General features: G+C 66.7%; 14 protein-coding genes. 9 read left to right on the forward strand and 5 right to left on the reverse strand.

What is annotated here, in order from left to right:
- Positions 1 to 248: 248 nt before the first annotated feature.
- From CP973_RS14360 to CP973_RS14375, 4 genes are all read right to left on the reverse strand, one after another.
- The gene (locus tag CP973_RS14360) at positions 249 to 2,111 is read right to left on the reverse strand and encodes a TniQ family protein (RefSeq protein WP_150240762.1); all 1,863 of its coding nucleotides are present in this window, start codon (positions 2,109 to 2,111) and stop codon (positions 249 to 251) included.
- A gap of 3 nt (positions 2,112 to 2,114) precedes the next feature.
- Positions 2,115 to 2,285 (reverse strand): hypothetical protein, encoded by a 171-nt coding sequence (locus tag CP973_RS39990; RefSeq protein ID WP_167538335.1) that lies wholly within the window; start codon positions 2,283 to 2,285, stop codon positions 2,115 to 2,117.
- 147 nt (positions 2,286 to 2,432) lie between these two features.
- Positions 2,433 to 2,939 (reverse strand): hypothetical protein, encoded by a 507-nt coding sequence (locus CP973_RS14365; protein WP_150240764.1) that lies wholly within the window; start codon positions 2,937 to 2,939, stop codon positions 2,433 to 2,435.
- A gap of 471 nt (positions 2,940 to 3,410) precedes the next feature.
- Complete coding sequence (locus tag CP973_RS14375) at positions 3,411 to 4,379, reverse strand: hypothetical protein (protein WP_208853181.1); 969 nt, start codon at positions 4,377 to 4,379, stop codon at positions 3,411 to 3,413.
- Between the two features lie 180 nt (positions 4,380 to 4,559).
- Here CP973_RS14375 and CP973_RS14380 point away from each other — a divergent pair, with 180 nt between their 5' ends.
- Both CP973_RS14380 and CP973_RS14385 read left to right on the forward strand, forming a co-directional pair.
- Positions 4,560 to 4,868 (forward strand): helix-turn-helix domain-containing protein, encoded by a 309-nt coding sequence (locus CP973_RS14380; RefSeq protein ID WP_150240768.1) that lies wholly within the window; start codon positions 4,560 to 4,562, stop codon positions 4,866 to 4,868.
- Positions 4,861 to 5,385 (forward strand): ImmA/IrrE family metallo-endopeptidase, encoded by a 525-nt coding sequence (locus tag CP973_RS14385; protein WP_244409489.1) that lies wholly within the window; start codon positions 4,861 to 4,863, stop codon positions 5,383 to 5,385. The genes CP973_RS14380 and CP973_RS14385 overlap by 8 nt, the downstream gene beginning before the upstream one ends.
- 15 nt (positions 5,386 to 5,400) lie before the next feature.
- On the opposite strand, the gene CP973_RS40825 is transcribed toward CP973_RS14385, so the two are convergent.
- Entirely contained in the window at positions 5,401 to 5,967 is a 567-nt protein-coding gene (locus CP973_RS40825) for a hypothetical protein (protein WP_244409491.1), read from the reverse strand.
- 615 nt (positions 5,968 to 6,582) lie between these two features.
- On the opposite strand from CP973_RS40825, the gene CP973_RS14395 reads away from it, so the two are divergent.
- The 7 genes from CP973_RS14395 to CP973_RS14430 all read left to right on the forward strand — a co-directional run bounded on the left by CP973_RS14395 (position 6,583) and on the right by CP973_RS14430 (position 18,670).
- A complete protein-coding gene (locus tag CP973_RS14395; RefSeq protein WP_150240774.1) occupies positions 6,583 to 6,867 on the forward strand; it encodes a helix-turn-helix transcriptional regulator in 285 nt (94 codons plus the stop codon).
- Positions 6,868 to 7,106: 239 nt separating this feature from the next.
- The gene (locus CP973_RS40830; protein WP_150243587.1) at positions 7,107 to 7,892 is read left to right on the forward strand and encodes a DUF6083 domain-containing protein; all 786 of its coding nucleotides are present in this window, start codon (positions 7,107 to 7,109) and stop codon (positions 7,890 to 7,892) included.
- Positions 7,889 to 8,392: a hypothetical protein gene (locus CP973_RS14405; protein WP_208853182.1), complete on the forward strand. Its 504-nt coding sequence runs from the start codon at positions 7,889 to 7,891 to the stop codon at positions 8,390 to 8,392. The genes CP973_RS40830 and CP973_RS14405 overlap by 4 nt, the downstream gene beginning before the upstream one ends.
- 46 nt (positions 8,393 to 8,438) lie before the next feature.
- Positions 8,439 to 9,896 (forward strand): UvrD-helicase domain-containing protein, encoded by a 1,458-nt coding sequence (locus tag CP973_RS14410; protein WP_150240776.1) that lies wholly within the window; start codon positions 8,439 to 8,441, stop codon positions 9,894 to 9,896.
- A gap of 467 nt (positions 9,897 to 10,363) precedes the next feature.
- The gene (locus tag CP973_RS14420) at positions 10,364 to 10,543 is read left to right on the forward strand and encodes a hypothetical protein (protein WP_150240780.1); all 180 of its coding nucleotides are present in this window, start codon (positions 10,364 to 10,366) and stop codon (positions 10,541 to 10,543) included.
- Positions 10,544 to 11,426: 883 nt separating this feature from the next.
- Complete coding sequence (gene drmD / locus CP973_RS14425) at positions 11,427 to 14,642, forward strand: DISARM system SNF2-like helicase DrmD (RefSeq protein ID WP_150240782.1); 3,216 nt, start codon at positions 11,427 to 11,429, stop codon at positions 14,640 to 14,642.
- Positions 14,642 to 18,670, forward strand: coding sequence for an Eco57I restriction-modification methylase domain-containing protein (locus tag CP973_RS14430; RefSeq protein WP_150240783.1), 4,029 nt, complete (start codon positions 14,642 to 14,644; stop codon positions 18,668 to 18,670). The genes drmD and CP973_RS14430 overlap by 1 nt, the downstream gene beginning before the upstream one ends.
- Positions 18,671 to 18,678: the final 8 nt, after the last annotated feature.

Raw genomic sequence — 18,678 nt, forward strand, 5'->3', positions numbered from 1 at the left:
GTGAGCGCCGGTGCGTTGATGAGCTGCGCCGAGTCTCGACGGGCGATACGGCCGCCTCTCCGCACACAGCAGCAGCCCTCGCGCCGTTCGCCGGCGACGCCCTGGTCGTGCCTCTCGGCAGCTACGGACTACTCTTCTTCCTTCTCGCCACCGTCTCGGTGGCCGCCGCGCTTATCGCACCGTGGACAGGCAGCAGCGTCATACGCCGCCGCTCCGGACGACGGCCCCGCAGCATTGACCAACATTGATCATTGGTGATCTCCCCCTCCGAGGATTGCGCTGGCGTAGTCCGGCAGGAGGTCGTGGAGGTATGCGTAGAAGGGGTGGTCCGGACGTTGGTGCAGGAGTGACGAGATGACCGCGGCGTCGATCACAGCGACTCCCCCTACGGGCAGTGGCTGCAAGTCCGGCGCCAAACGCCACTCGCTACCGGTGAGGCGGGACCAGATCAGGGCGGAGAAGCCGACGCGGATGCGGGATGCCTTCTTGGAGCCGGCGGCGATGGTTCGACGCCTGCCGGGGTAGTTCTCCGTGATCTTCTGCATCTCCGAGACCGGGAGTGTCCAGTTCGCGAAGCGCTTTCGCCGATCGTGGTAGTCCACCGGCGGCTGATCGGCGACATGGTCGGTGAAGCGCTGGAACAGGGTGGGTAGGTCTGCTCGGCGTCCGTGCAGGCGCTCCTCCAACGGCCGGAATCTCCCCCAGGAGCCCATCCAATCCGGAGGGATGCCGAGGTAGGCCCCTGCCTCTTGCAGTGACATACCCATCGCTGCCTGGACGAGATGGGCTGCGAGGCCCCTGCGGGTCGCGACGTTCGCGGGCGAGCGGCCCAAGAGTCCGAGCGGTGCCGCGATGATCTCCGTCCATTCCTCGGGAAGGCGTTGGGGGATGGCTTGCGGGGAGTAGCTACGTCGGCGGATGTGCAGGAACCCCGGTAGAGCGACCTGGGTGGGCAGCGGCCGGGGGAACCGCTGATCGAGAAGTTGGAAGACTTCGTGTTGGAACAACGGAGAGCTGTCGCGCCGCAGAGTCAGCCATGTGTGGCCCCAGGCGGGGATCTCGCGGGGAGGCAGTTCGGCGATGAGCCGACCGAGTTCCAGGCGGAGTTCCGGCAGGGGCAGGTTCAGGATCCGCGCCGAGATGGCCAGGAGGGCGGCTGTGCCCCGGGCCGAGAAGACGTCGCTGTCCCATCGTGTCTGGGCGGTGGTGGAGAGTCTCAGAGACGGAGCTGGCCCGGATCGGCTGAGGTCGTGATCGAGGGCCTGCGTGAGCGGGCCGCTCGGTGCCAGGTTGGCCGTCAGGGGCCAGGTGGCGCGGATGAGCGCGGCCAGAACGAGGAGGTCCGTCATGCGGTTGTGGCCGGCCAGAGGGTCCAGTGAGCGGTGGGCGCCGTAGGGGCGGGCTTGCAGAAGGCGTTGCTGCAAGTCGAGCAGGTTGTCCGACGGGATGTCGCTGTCGGTGAGATCGATGGTGTCGAGCCGGGCGCCGCAGGGGCCCTGTCCGGGGTCGACGACGTTGCGGCATTGGGCTGGATGGAGTGGGTCGAGATGCGGCTCGACGATCAGACGGCGTGAGTTGCCTCGGATCATCAGTGCCGGCAGCTCGCAGGCGGGGCAGGTGGTCAAAAGAAAGGAGCGGTGCTCCAGGCAGGCGAAGTTGGCAGCCATCCGCCATGCCAGTTTCCAGGATCCTCCGTGGCGTTGCTGGATGGCCGAGCCGTCGCCGGCGAGGCAGGAGGGGCAGTAGCGTGTCGATGTCGTCAGGAGCCAGACGGGGAAGACGCCTCGGGGAGCGGGCGACAGGCCGCGCATGCCCAGGAGGGCTTCGGCCACGGGCGGGTAGCTGTTGACGTGGGGCTTGAAGGTGAGCGCGTCCGCCTCCTGCGTCGACATGCCAGTGGTAGCGCAGAATGCGGCGAGTACGTCTCTCTCCAGCATGAACATCCGGCGCGCGGGCGCGGAGTTGCTGCGCGGGCCGATCAGCCCGGTGTGCTGCAGAAGGACGACAGGTTTCAGGTCCAGGCGGTGGGCGAGCCGCAGGATGAAGCCGTGAAGGTCTTCGTCGGGCAGCGGCGACAGGCTCCGGGGCAGTTGTGCGAGCGGGCGCCGCACGGATCAGCCTGGGGCCTGGTGGATGCGGGGCCCGTGGTCGTCGAAGACGGTGTTGCCGCTGCGGGAGCGGCGCTTGACGGGCGTACGTGCCTCATCCGGGCTCCCGTACGGCGATATCAGCTCATCCAGGACGCATACGTCGGAACGGACCTGGGCGGCGGCCTTGGAGTTCACCGCACCAGATCATCAGCTCGTACGGCTTCCCGCAGCAGTTGATCACAACTGATCGCTTCGCAGAGTTACTGCGGAGCGACATCGGGGCCGTTTGCCAATAAGCATGCTGATTTGCCAACTGTGCTGGGTCGTCTCGCTCTTCGGTCTTCAAAGGCGACGGCGCATCACTTCGATGCAGACAGCTCGGGCGGCATTGGAACGCTCACGTGAGTAGGCGGTCCCGAGGTTCATGCCGCTGTCGGTGGTGATTGGCTGCTGCTGCCAGGCGAGGCTCATCTGTGCGCCGGATTCCGCTCGCGCGGCGGCCACGAGGGTCGAGTAGGGGCCTGCGACGGCCGATGCCTCGATCTGGAGCCACGCCTGGTGGAAGGCCATACGCGCCAGAAGGCCGCTGACCTCGTCGGTGAGCTGTTGCCGTACGCCGGCCGAGGAATCGGGCCGACGCCGTATGCGGTACGGCATTTCCAGGTACTCCTCGACCGCCGTCAGAGCTTCGGCGAAGGTCCGCGCCCGTCGTTCCCTTCGCGCGGCACCCTGGTTGAGGACGTACGTAAGGAAGGCGCCGACGAGAGCGATGCACGGGACGATCAGCGCGGCAGTCTGGGCCCAGGTCCAGCTACCGCCTGTCGCCTCCGCCGCCGCGACGAGTTCCACACAGCACTCCTCGGCAAGCCGTGAGGCGCATCCTCAACCAACCACCGGCCGTTCGGCTCACCGCCGGTGAGCCGCCAGTAGTGTTCGAGGAACAAGTGTGTGCGGACTACCTCGATAAGGTCCAGAAGGCCCTTGGAACTTGTCCATCGTCTTTCGTCCGGGTCGAGCGGATGCCAGAGGCAGAGGGCGTCGTCGCTCGAGTAACGGTGTTTCGAAGGGGCCCCAGGCTTGGCGTGAACGCGTGGGAAGTCCTGGGGGCGCTGGCCGTACGTCGAGTACGGCGGTTGCTCGTAGAAGCGGATCCGGATGTCGATCGGGTCGGGCTCGCCTATGACGTCAAGGCCCGTGAGGTCGTACGCTAGCGAGCTGCGGTGGTAGGTGTGCCGAAGGGAGTCGCCAAAGCGCCGCCGGGCGTCCCGTTCCAGTGGGGCCCACCAGGCTGGTTGGGCCCCGTACCAGACTGGCATGGCGTCAGATTCCCCAGGCTCGGGTGGGCGTGACGAGCCCGGTGGAGAGGCCCAGGCCGGATGCGGCCGTACCGCCCGAGCGGACGGTCCTCGCGAGGCGGTCCGCTTCCTCCTCCGTACAGTCCGCGTCCGGCACGAGTTCCGGGAGGACTTGGTGGAGGGCGTGTTGCGCGCTGAGGGGACGTCCGGCCTTCTCGTGCTCGATTGCGAGATCGACGTAGTCCCTGGCGGTACACAGTCGCTTGTGCACCTCACGGCGCGGCATGTTCAGGGGGATGGGGTCGGCCACGCCAGCAGGGTCCGCTGTGGGCCCTCTGCCAATCTCGTCCGCCGCGTAGGTGAAGAAATCCTGCAGCGCATTGATCAGTGGCATGGGCTCGTTGAGGCACTCAAGGCATAGGGCTTTGATGTTCCAGGAGCACATGGGCTTGCTGTGGGTGCCGTTCCAGTGCTTCAGCAGTCGTACAGTGCGGGCGAACACGACCTTGGTGTCCGTGATGGCCTCAAGCACCATCTGGGTGTGTGTGATCGGGTCGGCGCGGTCCCACTGGGCCGCGATCTTCGTGTTGGGGATGTACAGCCCGCAGCCTGAGGGGTGAGGGATCGCGGTCATGACGTCCGCGGTGAAATCGGTCTGCCCTTGTGTGACCGGGTCGCCGAAGCGTACGAGCACGGCGCGGCGGCGGCCGACGATCTCGATGGTGAGTTTGTCGAATTCGTCGTCGAGGTCGTTGTGGATCGCGTCGCGGGCGATCTCCATGAGGGGGAGGGCACTCTTCTTGCCCGGGCCGTATGGTTCGGCGTCCTTCTTGGTGAGGACGACGCCGAGGTCGACGTCGGTCAGGGGGGTGTTGGCGTCGCCGTGCGCGACGCTCCCGTTGAAATAGGTGGTGGAGCCGGGGAAGGCCCGGCGTACTGACGCTGCCAGGAGCCGGCGTCGGCGCTTGGCCTCTGCGAGTTCGTGATCGGTCACCTGGATCTTGCGACGTCCTTCATCAAGGAGCGACGCAAGGGACTCTTTTCGAACCATCGGTACCTCTCTGTACTCGTGGCCCCCAGTGTTTCCGGTCCAGCAAACCATAGTGATTCCAGTTTTAGCAACAGCGTTTGTGAGACTGGAACTCTGCCCGGGGGTGCGAGAGGATACGAACGTATGGACGAGTTCTATGAGGTGTTCGGCGATCGGGTCCGACGAGCGCGTGCCGCCCTTGGGGTGAACCAGCAGGAGTTGGGCAACGCCGTGGGTCTCAATCGCACGTCGATCAGCAACATTGAGAAGGGGCGCCAGAGGATCGCGCTGCACATGCTTTTCGAGTTCGCCGCCGCGCTGCGGGTGGAGCCGGAGTCGTTGTTGCCGTCACCGGACGGGCGCTCGGACGTCCTGGACGAGCTACCCGAGGATGCACGCGGCTGGGCGCAGGACGTGCTGGCCAACGCACAGAAGGAGGAAGGCCGTGGCTAGGCGGGCAGAGCAGGCTGCCGGTCGCCTTCTGGCGGAGGCGGGTGAGGTGGTCGCTCCCGTCGATGTGGAACGTCTGGCTGCCCATCTCGGGGTTGTGCTCTCCCGAAGCACGTTCAAGGACGGGGATGTTTCCGGGATGCTCGTGCGTCAGGACGGCCGATCCCCTGTTGTGGGCGTCAACGACGCCCACTCCGCTCACCGTCAGCGGTTCACGATCGCCCATGAATTCGGCCATCTGCTTCTGCATCCCGGACGCGAAGTGGTGCTGGACCGGCCCGTGCGGGTCAATCTTCGGGACAAGACCTCAAGCACGGCGACGGACCGTGAGGAGATCGAAGCGAACGCCTTTGCTGCGAGTTTGCTGATGCCGGCTGACCTTGTCCGGTCGGAGCTTCAGCGACTGCCCGCAGTAGTCCGCCAGGACCCGGATCGCAGCGCTGCCGCGCTGGCAGCACGCTTTGAGGTCAGCGATTCGGCGATGGGCTTCCGTTTGATCAATCTCGGCCTGGTGAGTTGATCAAGTGTGGGGTGCTTACTGATCGCGGACTGATTCCGTCAGCGTCCAGCACAGATCCTCTGGCGTCGCGCCGGTGTGCCAGGACCTCAGGACCTGCTTGGTCGTCAGGTGGTCGAGGGTGACGGTGAGCCCACGAAGAGAGGTCCCGCACTCTCGCGCCAGCAATTCTGCTTTGGCAGTGCCGTTGTCCTCGCCAGGGGCGGAATGAGCCGCGAGGCACAGAGTGGCGAGCAGAGGGAGAGGCGCCAAGCCGTCCCGGGGGCGGCAGGCGGTGCGCAGAGCCCAGTCGGCTGCGCGGAGCCGATCTGGGCGGGCGGGATGTTGCGTGAGCAGGGTCGTGTCGAGTAGCTGGACCTCGAGTGCAGGGCCTTTGGGCGGAAGGCGGAGCAGCCACCCTGCTTGCAACAGTTCGTCCCAGCCCTGCGGTGCCGCGCCGAGGCGAAGGCTGCGCAGCACCCCGCGGGGGATCTTGGCTTGGGCCTTGTTGTTCATGCGCAGCGCAAACTGCAGGGCCATCAATCTTGCCTCGGCCCCTGTCCCGGTCGGCAGGGTGGCGGCAAGGTAGTTCAGCATTTCCCGCACACGGGTTTGACTGTCGGGTCCTCTGGGGTGGCGCCTGCGGCGTGGATTTGCTTGCCGTCGAGGCGAATCCGCAGTGGCCAGGATCGTGTCCGGAACGATAGCGGCTTGGGAGGTTGCGGCCGCACAGGCGGCGCATGCGTCCGTAAGACGCCAGAGGCGCCCGCCGCCCTCGCGACTCAGGAGAAGCCGGATCGGACCCTGACATCCGCGGTGACGGGAGTGCCAGCTGCATCCTCGCTCGTGGCATTGACATGTCCGTAGATGTGACGGCAGCAGATTTCGAGATGCGTGCCAGCCCAGGTGGGCAAGAACCTCTGCCCGGGCCGTGGAGCCGATGAGTCGCCGCTCGCCGTGGGTGCACTGCTGGCAAACGAGGACTGGCCCGCCAGGTTGCGGGCGCAGTTCCACCGTCCAGGTGCGCCTGACTCCTGGACGTGTGAAGCAGAGCCTCATGGCGTGTGCCTTCCTCCCGCCTTCGCTCGCACCGGCCTCTGCGGGCCGGAATCGGGCGCACACGCTAGTGCAGGCATCTGCCCTTCGGTTGTGGCCACCTGTCCCAAATTAGGGCAGAGGTCTGCACTGACAGGGCAGGTGTCTGCACCGTCGGATGGTCTGGTGACGATCTTCCCGCCCGACCCCGACTTCGAGGCCTTGCGCCTGGAACTCGCTCGGCTGCGGGCAGTGCGCGGGTGGACCTATGACGAGCTGGCCGCCCGGAGCGGACTGGCCAGGCGGACTCTGATCGAGATTGAGCAAGGGCGCACCATCGGCACTCTGAAGACGTGGCACGCCCTCGCTCACGCACTGAGCACTCCACTCGATCAGCTCTTCGGCGCCTTGTGCGGCCACCACGAGCCTCCCGGGCGATGTCCGGGTTCACGGCCCACTGAGGCGACCTGAGGCAACCACCCAAACCGGCGACGCCGCGCGAAAGCGTGAGCGAGTGATCGAACGCGCGTGTAGCGATTGCGGCCGTCTGGGGGACGAAGGCGGCCTAGGCGCGGGCCATGCGGCGTGTTGCCTGGCACCTTCACGGGCATGCGCCCCTCACCACGACCCCGTCGCCACTGGGACGGTAGCCCCCTCGCCGCCTGTCGTGCCCGATCGCTGCGTGTGGCTCTTGACAGCCCAGTCGGCTTCTGCGCTGCGCTCAGCGCGATCGCTGCCGTGAATGCGGCAATTCGGTCGAGCGGTACTCCCGCGGTGACGACCGATCTATTCGATTGCACCCTGGGGAACTACCAGCAGCGGGTGTGCCTGTCGACCTCCGCTGGCACGTCAGCTCGGGCATCGCTCACCCTGCCGGGGACGGCACGGCATGGTGCCGTCTGGCCCATGCCGTCATCTGTCCCGCACGCGAAGCAGTGGCCCTCCCGTCGGCCTCCGGGCTGGTTGGCCTGCGACGGGAGCTGGCTCTTCGCACCCGTCGCCTGATCGATGCCGGCGCCTTCGCACCTTCGGTGACAACGGACAGTGCAGCGCCATCCCAAGATGCATGCCGACCGGCGCGGCCCATCGTCCAACTTCTCTACGTTCACTACCTAGCAGCACATCCCGTGGACAAGATCCAATGCGTCGCCCAGACGCGCCACCGCGACCGCTGTACCCAGACGCTGCTCACCTCAGACAGCCCGGCCGGCATTTGGAAGCTGGTTCCCACGACGGCCGTTCGCGGCCAACTAGCCTTCCCGGCACAGGTCATGGCCTTGTACGACCTGGCTGCTCTGCCCTACAAGGAACAATTGCGCTGGCGTATGCAGCGCTGCTCCGTCCACGCCGCCGTCCCCTCGGCCGCAGACCTGGCGATGGCCGAGTGGGAGCCCTTCGACCCTCTCGTCCACCACGCACACATCCAGAGTCGCCTGCCGGTCGGGAGCCGCCGACCCCGTCCGGGAGGCCCTGCTCGGCACGGAGCCCGACCATGACCCATCACGTGGTTGAACTCCTGCTGACCAAACCGGTCACGCACCGCGAACTGCGCCCAGCCTGCCGCACCTTGCCACTCGGGACGAACAGCGACCGCACCCGGCTGATGACCGTCCACCCGGCCAAAACGCCAGGCCGCGCCTTAAAGTCGGTTCGCCGCCGACTTCAACACGTTTCGCCTCTCGATGTCCTGACCACCCACTACCCCAGCCCCTCTGGTCAGGTCATCCTCAACGTCGAGCTCGGCCCGGCCGTGAGAGCGCTGATCGGCCAAGCCGCGGCCGCCAGGGGAGAGCGGCCTGCCGAGTACGTCGGCCACAGCGTGACGACGCCTTGTGCCGGAGAGAAGACGATCGCTTGCGAGCATTGGCAGCGCAGGTTGAGGGGCTTCTCGCTCACCACCGTCCGGAAGAGGTGCTGGCCTGCGCAGCCCGCACCTTGTTTCACCGCGACCCATGCGTCAGCCCGGAGGCCTGTCCACGTCTTGGCATTCATCTGAGCTGCTCACTTCCGACCGCTTAGCCCATCACTCCTCGGAGCCCTTGTTGCACACGCCCACCGATGAACAGGAACGCGCCATCGAGGTCCTCCGCGACGGCCGCCACCTCGTGCTGCAGGCCGGCGCTGGAACAGGTAAGACCAGCACACTGGGCCTGCTCGCTGCGAGCACCGAACGCCGCGGCCGCTATCTCGCTTTCAACAAGGACATCGCACACGACGCCTCGACCCGATTCCCTCGGTCCGTTGTGTGCAAGACCGCCCATGCCACTGCCTACGCCGCCTTCGGTCACCGCTACGCCCGCCGCCTCAACAGCCCGCGTCAACCAGCATGGAGGATCGGGCAAGCCCTCGGGATCACCGCTCCGGTCCGCATCGGGGGCCACGAAATCAGCCACCGAGCCCTGTCGCACAGCGTCCTGCGCACCGTGACCCGCTTCTGCCAATCAGCCGATCGATCTCTGGCGCCTCACCACGTTCCGACACTGCGCGGCCTCGGAACACACGTTGAGCACGCCCAGCTCGCCGAGGCGGTTATGCCCTTCGCCCAGAAGGCCTGGGGCGATCTGCAGGATGCCGAGCAGGGCGTGGTTCGCTTCGATCACGACCACTACCTGAAGATGTGGGCCCTGACAGAACCGAAGATCGACGCAGACTTCCTCTTCCTCGACGAGGCACAAGACACCAATCCAGTCCTGGAACAGGTCTTCACCGCACAGCGTGCACACGCCCAGTTGGTCATGGTCGGTGACTCCGCCCAGGCCATCTACGGCTGGCGCGGAGCCCGAGACGTGATGACAGGCTTCGACGCCACCCACCTGACCCTGACCCGCTCGTTTCGCTTCGGCCCGCTCCTTGCAGAACAGGCCAACCTGTGGCTCGCGCTCACCGAGGTGCCCATCCGGCTGACGGGCACCGACTCGATCACCACAGAAGTTGGCCTGGTCAGCTCTCCGGACGCTGTTCTGTGTCGTACCAACATCGGGGCCATGGCGGAGGTCATGAGGCTGCTCTCGAGCGGCCACCGCGTCGCTCTGGCCCGGGGCGGGAAAACGCTGGTTGCGCTGGCTCTTGCAGCCCGAGACCTCAAGGACGGAAGGCGCACCTCCCACCCGGAACTCGTGCTGTTCGCCTCGTGGGGTGAGTTGCAGGACTACGCCGAGCACGATCCCGCAGGTCGTGACCTGCAACCGTTCGTGGAACTCGTCGACACCTACGGTCCACAGGCCATCATCGCTGCGATCGATGCGCTGACCGACGAGAAACGGGCCGACGTCACCGTTTCGACCGCTCACAAGGCCAAAGGCCGGGAATGGGCCAAGGTCAAGATCGCCGATGACTTCCCGCCACCCCCGGACGCCAACCGACTCGACGACCGGGGCTGTCCGGCTCCGGAACCCGTGAGTGCAACCGATGCCCGCCTCGCTTATGTAGCTGTAACGCGGGCCCGTCGTCACCTCGACCTCGGAGGGCTTGCATGGATCGAGAACCATGACCTGGTCTAGTGTGATGCGCCTCAAATCGCGGACTTAAGTCTCTCGCTGATTCTCGGTGGCTGGCGGAGCGACCTTGGTGGGATAGTCGGCGAGGGATTTCAGGATCTCGTCCGCGGTCTTGGTCCAGGTGAAGGGCCTGCGGTTCTCGCAGGGTCTGTGCGCCGCGTCCGTGCGGCAGGCGGAGCTGGGGATTGTCGATGCTGCGGCGCTCCCCACGATCACCCCGCCGACGAACAACCACCCGTTCGGCGCTGCTGTGATCACTAGCGAGAGAGTCGCGATCAGCGCCAAGGTCCCGAGCACCAGTCCGAGCCCGCTCCAGTCCGGATTGGCTGCCGTGTGACGAACGGGGTCGTCAGGCTTCGGGCAGCCGCTCGGCGATCACGCAGCACTATGTGTCGTCCATCTACAGCCAGGGCACCGACGGCTATTACACCGTCGAGTTCAGTGTGAAGCACCGCTGAGAGGACCACGTCATGTACCTCCAGCTGGAGTTGGATGCTGACACCAAGGAGCTGGGCAGAGGCGGTCTCGAAGAACTGCGGAGCCACCTGGAGCCGGTGACGGAACGGGTGCGGGAGGCCGGCCCCTACCCGCTCGACGGCGACTGGAGCGTCCACTGGACACGCTGCCGCGTGCCTCTGACCGAGCTGTGACCGACTGACGGCCCCAGGCTGCCCGTGCCCTGTGCCCTGTTGTTTCCGTCCAGCCGAAGGGCGGAGAGCGAGCAACTGCCGCCGGAGTCCATACGGGTGCAGGGTCCTGGGACAGCACTACCACCCACAGTTCGTCCTCTCGCCAGGATGACAGCGCCATCACCGTGAGCCTGGCGAAGAGAAGATGCTGCTCGACGACGCCAGCGGAGCCGTGCCGCAAGCACAGGTCGGCTGTTCCGCCTGGCGCTTCCGCACCGGGCGACCAGCCGGGTCATACGCCGCTACGAACGTGAGAAGCCCGGCGAGTAGGCGTATGTCAACATCGAGAAGTCCGGCAACGTACCCGATGGCGGCGGACACAGGGTCCTCGGCCGGGCAGCGAGGCTCAAGAACCGCAGGAGCGCCAGCTATAACTATGCGCACACTGCCGTCGACGACCACTTCTGTCTCACCTACAGGAAGATCGCCACCGACGAAACGAAGGAAGCCGCCACCGACTTCCGGCAGCGGTCCCACACCCTCTTCGCTCAGGCCGGGATCACCGGCGAGCGGGTACTGACCGACAACGGCGCGCTTGTTACCGCTCAGGCGACTGGCGCAACGCCCTGCCAACGCGGCCTGGATCACCCCGCAAGCACACCCCGACCTACCGGCCGCAGACCAACGGCGAGGTCGATATCTGGGCGCGTGGTTCACCGGCTCGTCGAAGAAGGCGGAGCGCCGGTCTGCCGGCGCTGTATCGATTCTGCTCGTCGAAAAGGTGCACGGGGCATCGACAAAGCGCCAACTTTGCATAAGATCTCCACTGCATCCTCTCGGAATGGGCACTGTGATGGTCCGTCACAGCTGTGGGGGAGGGGGATTCGAGGGGTAGGGGGCAGATATGCCTGATCTTGCTGTGTCCGACAGGGTGGGGGCTCCGGCGCCGGGCCAGTTGGTGACAGTTCGGAACCGGCAGTGGATCGTGTCGGGTGTGCTGGCGGGCACAGTCGCCTCCAGCGATCCGACCGGGTCGTTCACGACACCGCCCCAGCATGTGGTGAGCCTGGTGTCCATAGAGGACGACGCTCGCGACGAGGAGTTGCGGGTCGTGTGGGAGCTGGAGTACGGCGCTGTCGCGCACGACCAGCACTCCCTGCCGACCCCTGAGCGTGGCTTTGACGAGCCGCAGCGGCTGGATGCCTTTTTGGACGCAGTGCGCTGGGGAGCGGTCGCCTCGGCGGACCGCACCGCGCTGCAGGCACCGTTCCGTTCGGGTGTCCAGATCGAGGAATACCAGCTGGATCCAGTGGTGCGGGCACTGTCGATGCCGCGTACCAACCTGCTGGTCGCCGACGACGTCGGCTTGGGCAAGACGATCGAAGCCGGACTGGTGGCGCAGGAGCTGATGTTGCGCCACCGGGCTCGGACGATGCTGGTGGTGTGCCCGGCCGGCCTGACGGTGCAGTGGCGCGATGAGATGCGTGACAAGTTCGGCCTGGACTTCCGCATAGTCGATACGAAGCTGCTGAAGGAACTGCGCCGCTCCCGGGGCTTGTACGCGAACCCATGGACGCACTATCCGCGGCTGATCGTCAGTGTGGACTGGCTCAAGCGGGAGCGGCCGATGCGCCTGCTGCGCGAGGTCCTGCCCACTGTGCCGAGCTATCCGCGCGCCTTCGATCTGCTGATCGTGGACGAGGTGCACACCTGTGCGCCCTCGGGCAACGGCCGCTACGCGGTGGACTCCCAGCGCACTCAGGCCATCCGCGCGCTGGCCCCGCACTGCGAGCACCGTCTGTTCTTGTCGGCCACCCCTCACAACGGCTACCTGGAGTCCTTTACTGCGCTGCTGGAGCTGCTGGACGATCAGCGCTTCGCCCGTGGAGTCAAGCCGAACCCGGAGCAGCTCGCGCGGGTGATGGTGCGCCGCCTCAAGCGGGACCTGCCGCCCCGCTGGGACGGCACCCCACGTTTTCCCAAGCGCGTACTGCAGGAACTGCCGGTCCACTACGACGAGGCCGAGCGTGAGGCGCACCGCATGCTCTCCGTCTATGCGGCCAGCCGCCGCCGGGCGGCCGGCCAGACAGCGCAGCGCACCGCGGCGGACTTCGTCACCACGCTGCTGAAAAAGCGCCTGTTCTCCTCACCGAAGGCGTTCGCCGAAACGGTGGACACGCACCTGGCGACGATGGAGGCCCGCGCCACGGGCCCCTTCGAGCCGGACGCGAAGGCGGGGGCGGTCGGAGAGGCGGGCAGTCGTGTGCTGCGGCCACTGATCGACCGGCTTGAGGAGACCGCGGGCGACGATGAGGCCTTCGCCCCGGCCGCCACTCAGGCGCTCACCGCCGTCCGCGAAGTCGCGCCGCCGTTGTCGGACGAGGAACGCCGGTTGTTGCAGCAGCTGCGTTCCTGGGCTCGAGATGCGCAGGATCGGGCGGACGGCAAGTTCCGCGCGTTCACCGACTGGCTCGACCCGATCGTCCGCCCCAATGGCCAGTGGTCCGACCAGCGCGTCATCGTCTTCACCGAGTACCGCGACACTCAGCGCTGGCTGTACGAGCGGCTGATCGCCGCCGGCGTGCCGACCGAGCGGATCGCCCAGCTGCACGGCGGCCAGGACGAAAAAGAGCGGGAGCACGTCAAGAACGTCTTCCAGGAGTCCCCCGACCTGCCCGGCGGCGAGCCGCGCATCCTGCTAGCCACGGACGCGGCCAGCGAGGGCATCAACCTGCAGCGCTACTGCCACCGGCTGCTGCACTGGGAGATCCCGTGGAACCCCAACCGGCTCGAGCAGCGCAACGGCCGCATCGACCGGCACGGCCAGCACGCCGCCCGGGTGGAGGTCTACCACTTCGTGCCCGCCGGCTGGGAGAAGGCCGAGGCGGACCCCGACGCCTTCGCCGAGGGCACCCTGGAGAACGAGCTCTACTTCCTGCACCACGCGGCGCACAAGGTCGACCAGATCCGTGAGGACCTCGGCAGCGCCGGCGAGGTGATCGCCGCCCAGGTAGAGCAGAAGATGCTGGGCAAGCGCACCGACTGGCAGACCGCGGACGCGGAGATCACCCGCCGCTCCGGCCGGGCCGTACTGAAGATTGAACGCGACCTTGCCCGAGATCTCGAGCGACTCACCGAAACCCTCTCCAGCAGCCGCACCGACCTCAACCTCTCACCGGCCACGCTCGAGCGGGTGGTGCGCACCGGCCTGGCCCTGGCCCACGGCAAGGATCTCCTCACCGCCGAGCCGCCCCAGGGGATGCGGGCCGCGTGCTTCCGCCTTCCGCAGTTGCCCGGCGCCTGGGCCGAGGCCCGCAACGACGGTCTGTACCATCCGGTCACCGGCGTCGAGCGGCTCGTCACCTTCGACGGCGACGCCGCCGCCGACCGCACCGACGTGGTACTGCTCCACCTTGGCCACCGGCTGGTGCAGATGTGCCTGCGCCTGCTGCGCGCCGAGATATGGGCCGGCGGTGCCGCAGCGAAGCTCTCCCGCGTCACCGCCCGCCTGGTTCCCGGCGACGTCCTGCGCGCCCCTGCCGTCATCGCCCACGGTCGCGTCGTCGTCACCGGGGCCGAAGGCACCCGCCTGCACGAGGAGATCGTCACCGCAGGCGGACTGATCGAAGGCGGCAAGCTGACCCGCGCCAAGGAGACGGACCTGGCCGCCTGGCTCGCCGCCGCCACCGAGGAACTGCCCGCCACCGCCTTCCTCGACCGCCTCACCACTCTGTGGCCTGATCTGCAAGAGTCCTTGAGCCGGGCCCTCAAGGTGCGCGCCGACCAGCGGGCCCGCAGCCTGGGTGGCCTGCTCGAGCGCCGCTGCGACGAGGAAGTCGCCGGCATCGAAACGATCCTGGCGGACCTGGAGCACTCCATCCGAGGTGCCCTGAACGATCACGCCCACTGGGAGCAGGCCAGCCTCTTCGAGGTCGTAGCGGAGGCCAACCAGCTCCGCAAGGACCGCGCCGCCCTCGCCGAACGGCTCGAGGCCATCCCCGGCATGCGGGAGCAGGAGACCGCGGCGCTGCGCCGCCGCTACGCCGACCCCACCGCTCGCTACTTCCCCGCCGCCGTCACCTTCCTGGTCCCCTCCGCGCTGTCCCGAGGTGCACGCTGATGCCACGCCCCAAGAAGCCCACCGGTTCCACTCCGGCACATCAGCACGCCGACTGGCTGCGCCTGCTCCCCGCCGACGGCCCGTTCCTCGCGCTGCCCGTACTCACCGACGTCTTCCAGCACGGGCTGGACCTCGTCCCGGACGAGACCGTGGACCGCCTCAGGCAGGGATGGGCCGAGGTCAACGCGGCCCCCGACCTCCTCGCCCCTGCCTGGTCCGAGCTGATCCTGCGCGAAGTGCTCTCCTACAGCGGCCCCCTCCTGGCCGAAGGCGCTGCCGTCCCCACAGAGTTCACAACCGCACCGGCCGGTGCCGGCAGCCTGCGCCAGGACGCCGTCGCACTCGGACCCGACGGTAAGGGCGGGCGGGCCGCCCGCATGCTCCTCTATCGTCGCCCCTGGCAGGAGCGCCTCACCCGCGCATCTCAGGGCGAGCCGTCCGCTCTCGAGCATGCCGCCGAGACATGCCGCCGCACCGACGTCCCCCTCGCCCTGGTCACCAACGGTCGCCTGTGGGTCCTGGTCCACGCCCGCCGCGGCGAACCCACCACCCAGGCTACCTTCGACGCCGACATGTGGCTGGAGGAGCGGCTGCTGCTGCGTGCCTTCGCCACCCTGCTCGGCGCCCAGCGAGTCCTGCCGCCCGCCGCCGGCCCGGACGGGACGCCCACCACCAGCCTGGCCGCCCTCTTCCAGCGCAGCGCCGATGCCCATGCTCAGGTCACCGACACTCTCGGGCGGCAGGTCCGCGCCGCCGTTGACCTCCTCATCGGCGAGCTCTCCCGCCTGGACCGCGAATCCGGTGGAGAGTTGCTGGAGCAGGTCGCGCCGCGGGACGTCTACCGGGCCGCACTGACCATGATGATGCGCCTGGTCTTCCTGTTCTACGCCGAAGAACAGCGCCTGTTGCCCATCGAATCCGAGCTCTACGCCGACGCCTACGCCGTCTCCACTCTCCATCGCCGTCTGGAAGACGAGCGCAGCCTGTACGGCGACGAGATCGGCGACCGCCGCTCCGCCGCCTGGCCCCGCCTGCTCGCCACCTGCACCGCTCTACATGGCGGCAGCGAACACCCCGACCTGCGCATCCCCGCCTACGGCGGCTCCCTCTTCGATCCCGAACGCTTCCCCTGGCTCACCAGCACCCGCGTCAGCGACCGCGTCGTACGCGAAATCCTCGACGCCCTCCTGGTCCTGCGCGGCAAGCACGGCGCCGAGCAGCTCTCATACGCCGGCCTGGACGTCGAACAAATCGGCCACGTCTACGAGGGCCTGCTCGAGTTCTCCTGCCTGCGCGTCACCGAGCCCTACGTCGGCCTCGGCGGCAAGCTCGCCCCCGAACTGCCCCTCGCCGAGTTGGAACAGGCCCATGGGGAAGGGGACGAGGCGTTCGCGGAATGGCTCAAAGCCCGAGCCGGCTTCACCACGGCGACCGTGAAAAAGGCACTCACCGCCCAACCGGCCGCGGACGACCTGTCCAACCTGCACAGCGCCTGCGACAACAACGCGACCCTCGCCGAACGCATCCGCCCCTACCTCGGCCTGCTCCGCCGCGACCTGCGCGGCTGGCCCGTCGTCGGCCCCGCCGGCTCGGTCGTCCTCACCCAGGTCGGCGACCGCCGCGCCACCGGCACCCACTACACCCCGCGCACCCTCGCCGAAGAAGTCGTCGAACACACCCTCGCCCCGCTCTGCCACGCCCCCGGACCCGCGGAAGGTGCCGAGTCGGATGCCTGGCAGGTCAAGCCCGCCGAGCAGCTGCTCGCCCTGCGCGTCGCCGACATCGCCATGGGCTCCGGCGCCTTCCTCGTCTCCGCCTGCCGCTACCTGGCCGACCGCCTCGTCAAAGCGTGGAAGCGTGACGGCCTGCCCGCCGATGTCTCCTCGCTGGTCGGTGAGGACGCCGACCGGGACGAACTGGCCCGCACTGCCCGCCGCCTGGTCGCCGACCGCTGCCTGTACGGGGTGGACCGCGACCCCATGGCCGTCGAACTGGCGAAGCTGTCGCTATGGCTGGTCACCCTGGCCAAGGACAAGCCCTTCAGCTTCCTCGACCACGCCCTGCGCCACGGGGACTCTCTTATCGGCGTCACTTCTATCGATCAAATCACCGCCTTCCACTTGAAGCCCGAGGTTGGGCGGAAGATCAACGCTCGCCTGCACGGCGACATCGAGGAGGACACCGCCCGCATCGTCGCCCGCGCCACCGAAGTCCGCCAGGACATCGCGGCCATGCCGGTGGTGGACATCCGCCAGGCCCAGCTCAAGGCCCAGAAGCTGATGTACGCCGACGATCTAACCGACAAGCTCCGGCTCGCCGCCGACGCAGTGGTGGGCGCGGCGCTGTCCACCGCCGGGGAGAAGGCGAGTTCATACGACGACCGGCTGACCAGCCTCTCCGAGGAAGTCCAGGCCGCACTGCGCGGCGACGACAAGGCGGAAGAGACGACGCGAGAGCGAATCGACCGATGGCTGAGGGGCCATCGGATGGAACCTATACGCCCTCTTCACTGGCCGTTGGAGTTCCCTGAGCTGTTTGGGCCAGCAGGGAGCGGGTTCGACGCCATCGTAGGGAACCCCCCATTTGTTGGCGGTAAAAAAATTTCACCGACCATGGGTGAAGACTACAGAGCTTATATGGTTGAGCGCATTGCCAGAGGTAGGCGAGGCAATGCCGACCTATGCGCATACTTCCTGCTTCGTGACACTTCCCTGACGCCGACCGGTCGAATGGGAATCATAACCACTAATACGATCGCCCAGGGGGACACCCGTGAAGTTGGATTGGATCAAATAGTCGAACGCGGTCGAACGATATATCGTGCAGTGAAATCCCAGCCGTGGCCGGGTACCGCTGCGCTGGAAATATCGCTCCTATGGTTGGGACGATGCCATGAGAACGAGCCAGCAGTGCTCGATGACAGACGCGTACGTGGCATCACACCTGCGCTCGACGTAGTCAGTCGAGTGAGCGGAAACCCATATCGACTGACCGTCAACGCAGGCCAGTCATTTCAAGGCTCGATTGTCCTCGGCATGGGATTCGTGCTTGATCCGGAAGAAGCGCGGGCATACATAGAGAAGGATCCGCGGAACGCCGATGTCGTATTCCCCTACCTCAACGGCGAGGACCTAAACTCCCGACCGGATTGTTCGGCAAGGCGCTGGGTAATCAATTTTGGCGAGATGACCAAGGAAGAAGCCCGTCGATACCCGACATGTTGGACACGCGTCGAAAATAACGTCAAGCCAGAGCGAATCAAAAAGGATTCGAAGAAGTACCCGCGAATGGTCCATGAGTGGTGGAAATTTTGGAATCCTCGCCCTGGCCTCCAACAAGCCATCTCTGGTATCGGCCGGATATTGGCGATCGCACGCGTGAGCAAGACAGCCTTGCCGGTTTTTGTTCCTTCTGGCCAGGTCACTAGCGAACAGACAGTCATCTTTGCCACGGATCGCGATGCCGATTTGTCTCTGCTCTCCAGCGCCCATCACTATTGGTGGGCGATCACAAGGGCATCCAGCTTGAAGGGGGATCTGCGCTACACCCCCTCCGACGTCTACGAGACCTTCCCCAAGCCTGGCCTCACTGACCGCATGGACAAGGCTGGTAAGGAGTTGGACGCTTACCGCCGTACGCTCATGCTGGAGCGACAGTTGGGGCTGACAAAGCTCTACAACCAGGTACACGACCCAAAGGTGTTCGATCCGGCCATTGAGCGGTTGCGGCAGATCCACGTAGAGATCGATGATGCGGTCAACGAGGCCTATGGCTGGTCCGATCTGGATCTGGGCCATGGCTTCCATGAGACGCACCAGGGCGTCCGGTTCACCATCGTGCTAGAGGCGCAGGTTGAGGTGCTGGACCGGTTGCTGGAGCTGAACCACGCTCGCTACGACGAGGAGGTCCGCCGTGGTGCGCACTCCGGCAAGGGGAAGGGCAAGGGCGGTGGCAGCCGCGGAAAAGGCGATGACGCCGCCGTCTTCGACGACGGCGCGCTGATGCCACCGCCGGATGCCCTGTTCTGAGAATGATC

The organism is Streptomyces albofaciens JCM 4342 (genome assembly GCF_008634025.1).
GTDB lineage: Bacteria > Actinomycetota > Actinomycetes > Streptomycetales > Streptomycetaceae > Streptomyces > Streptomyces albofaciens.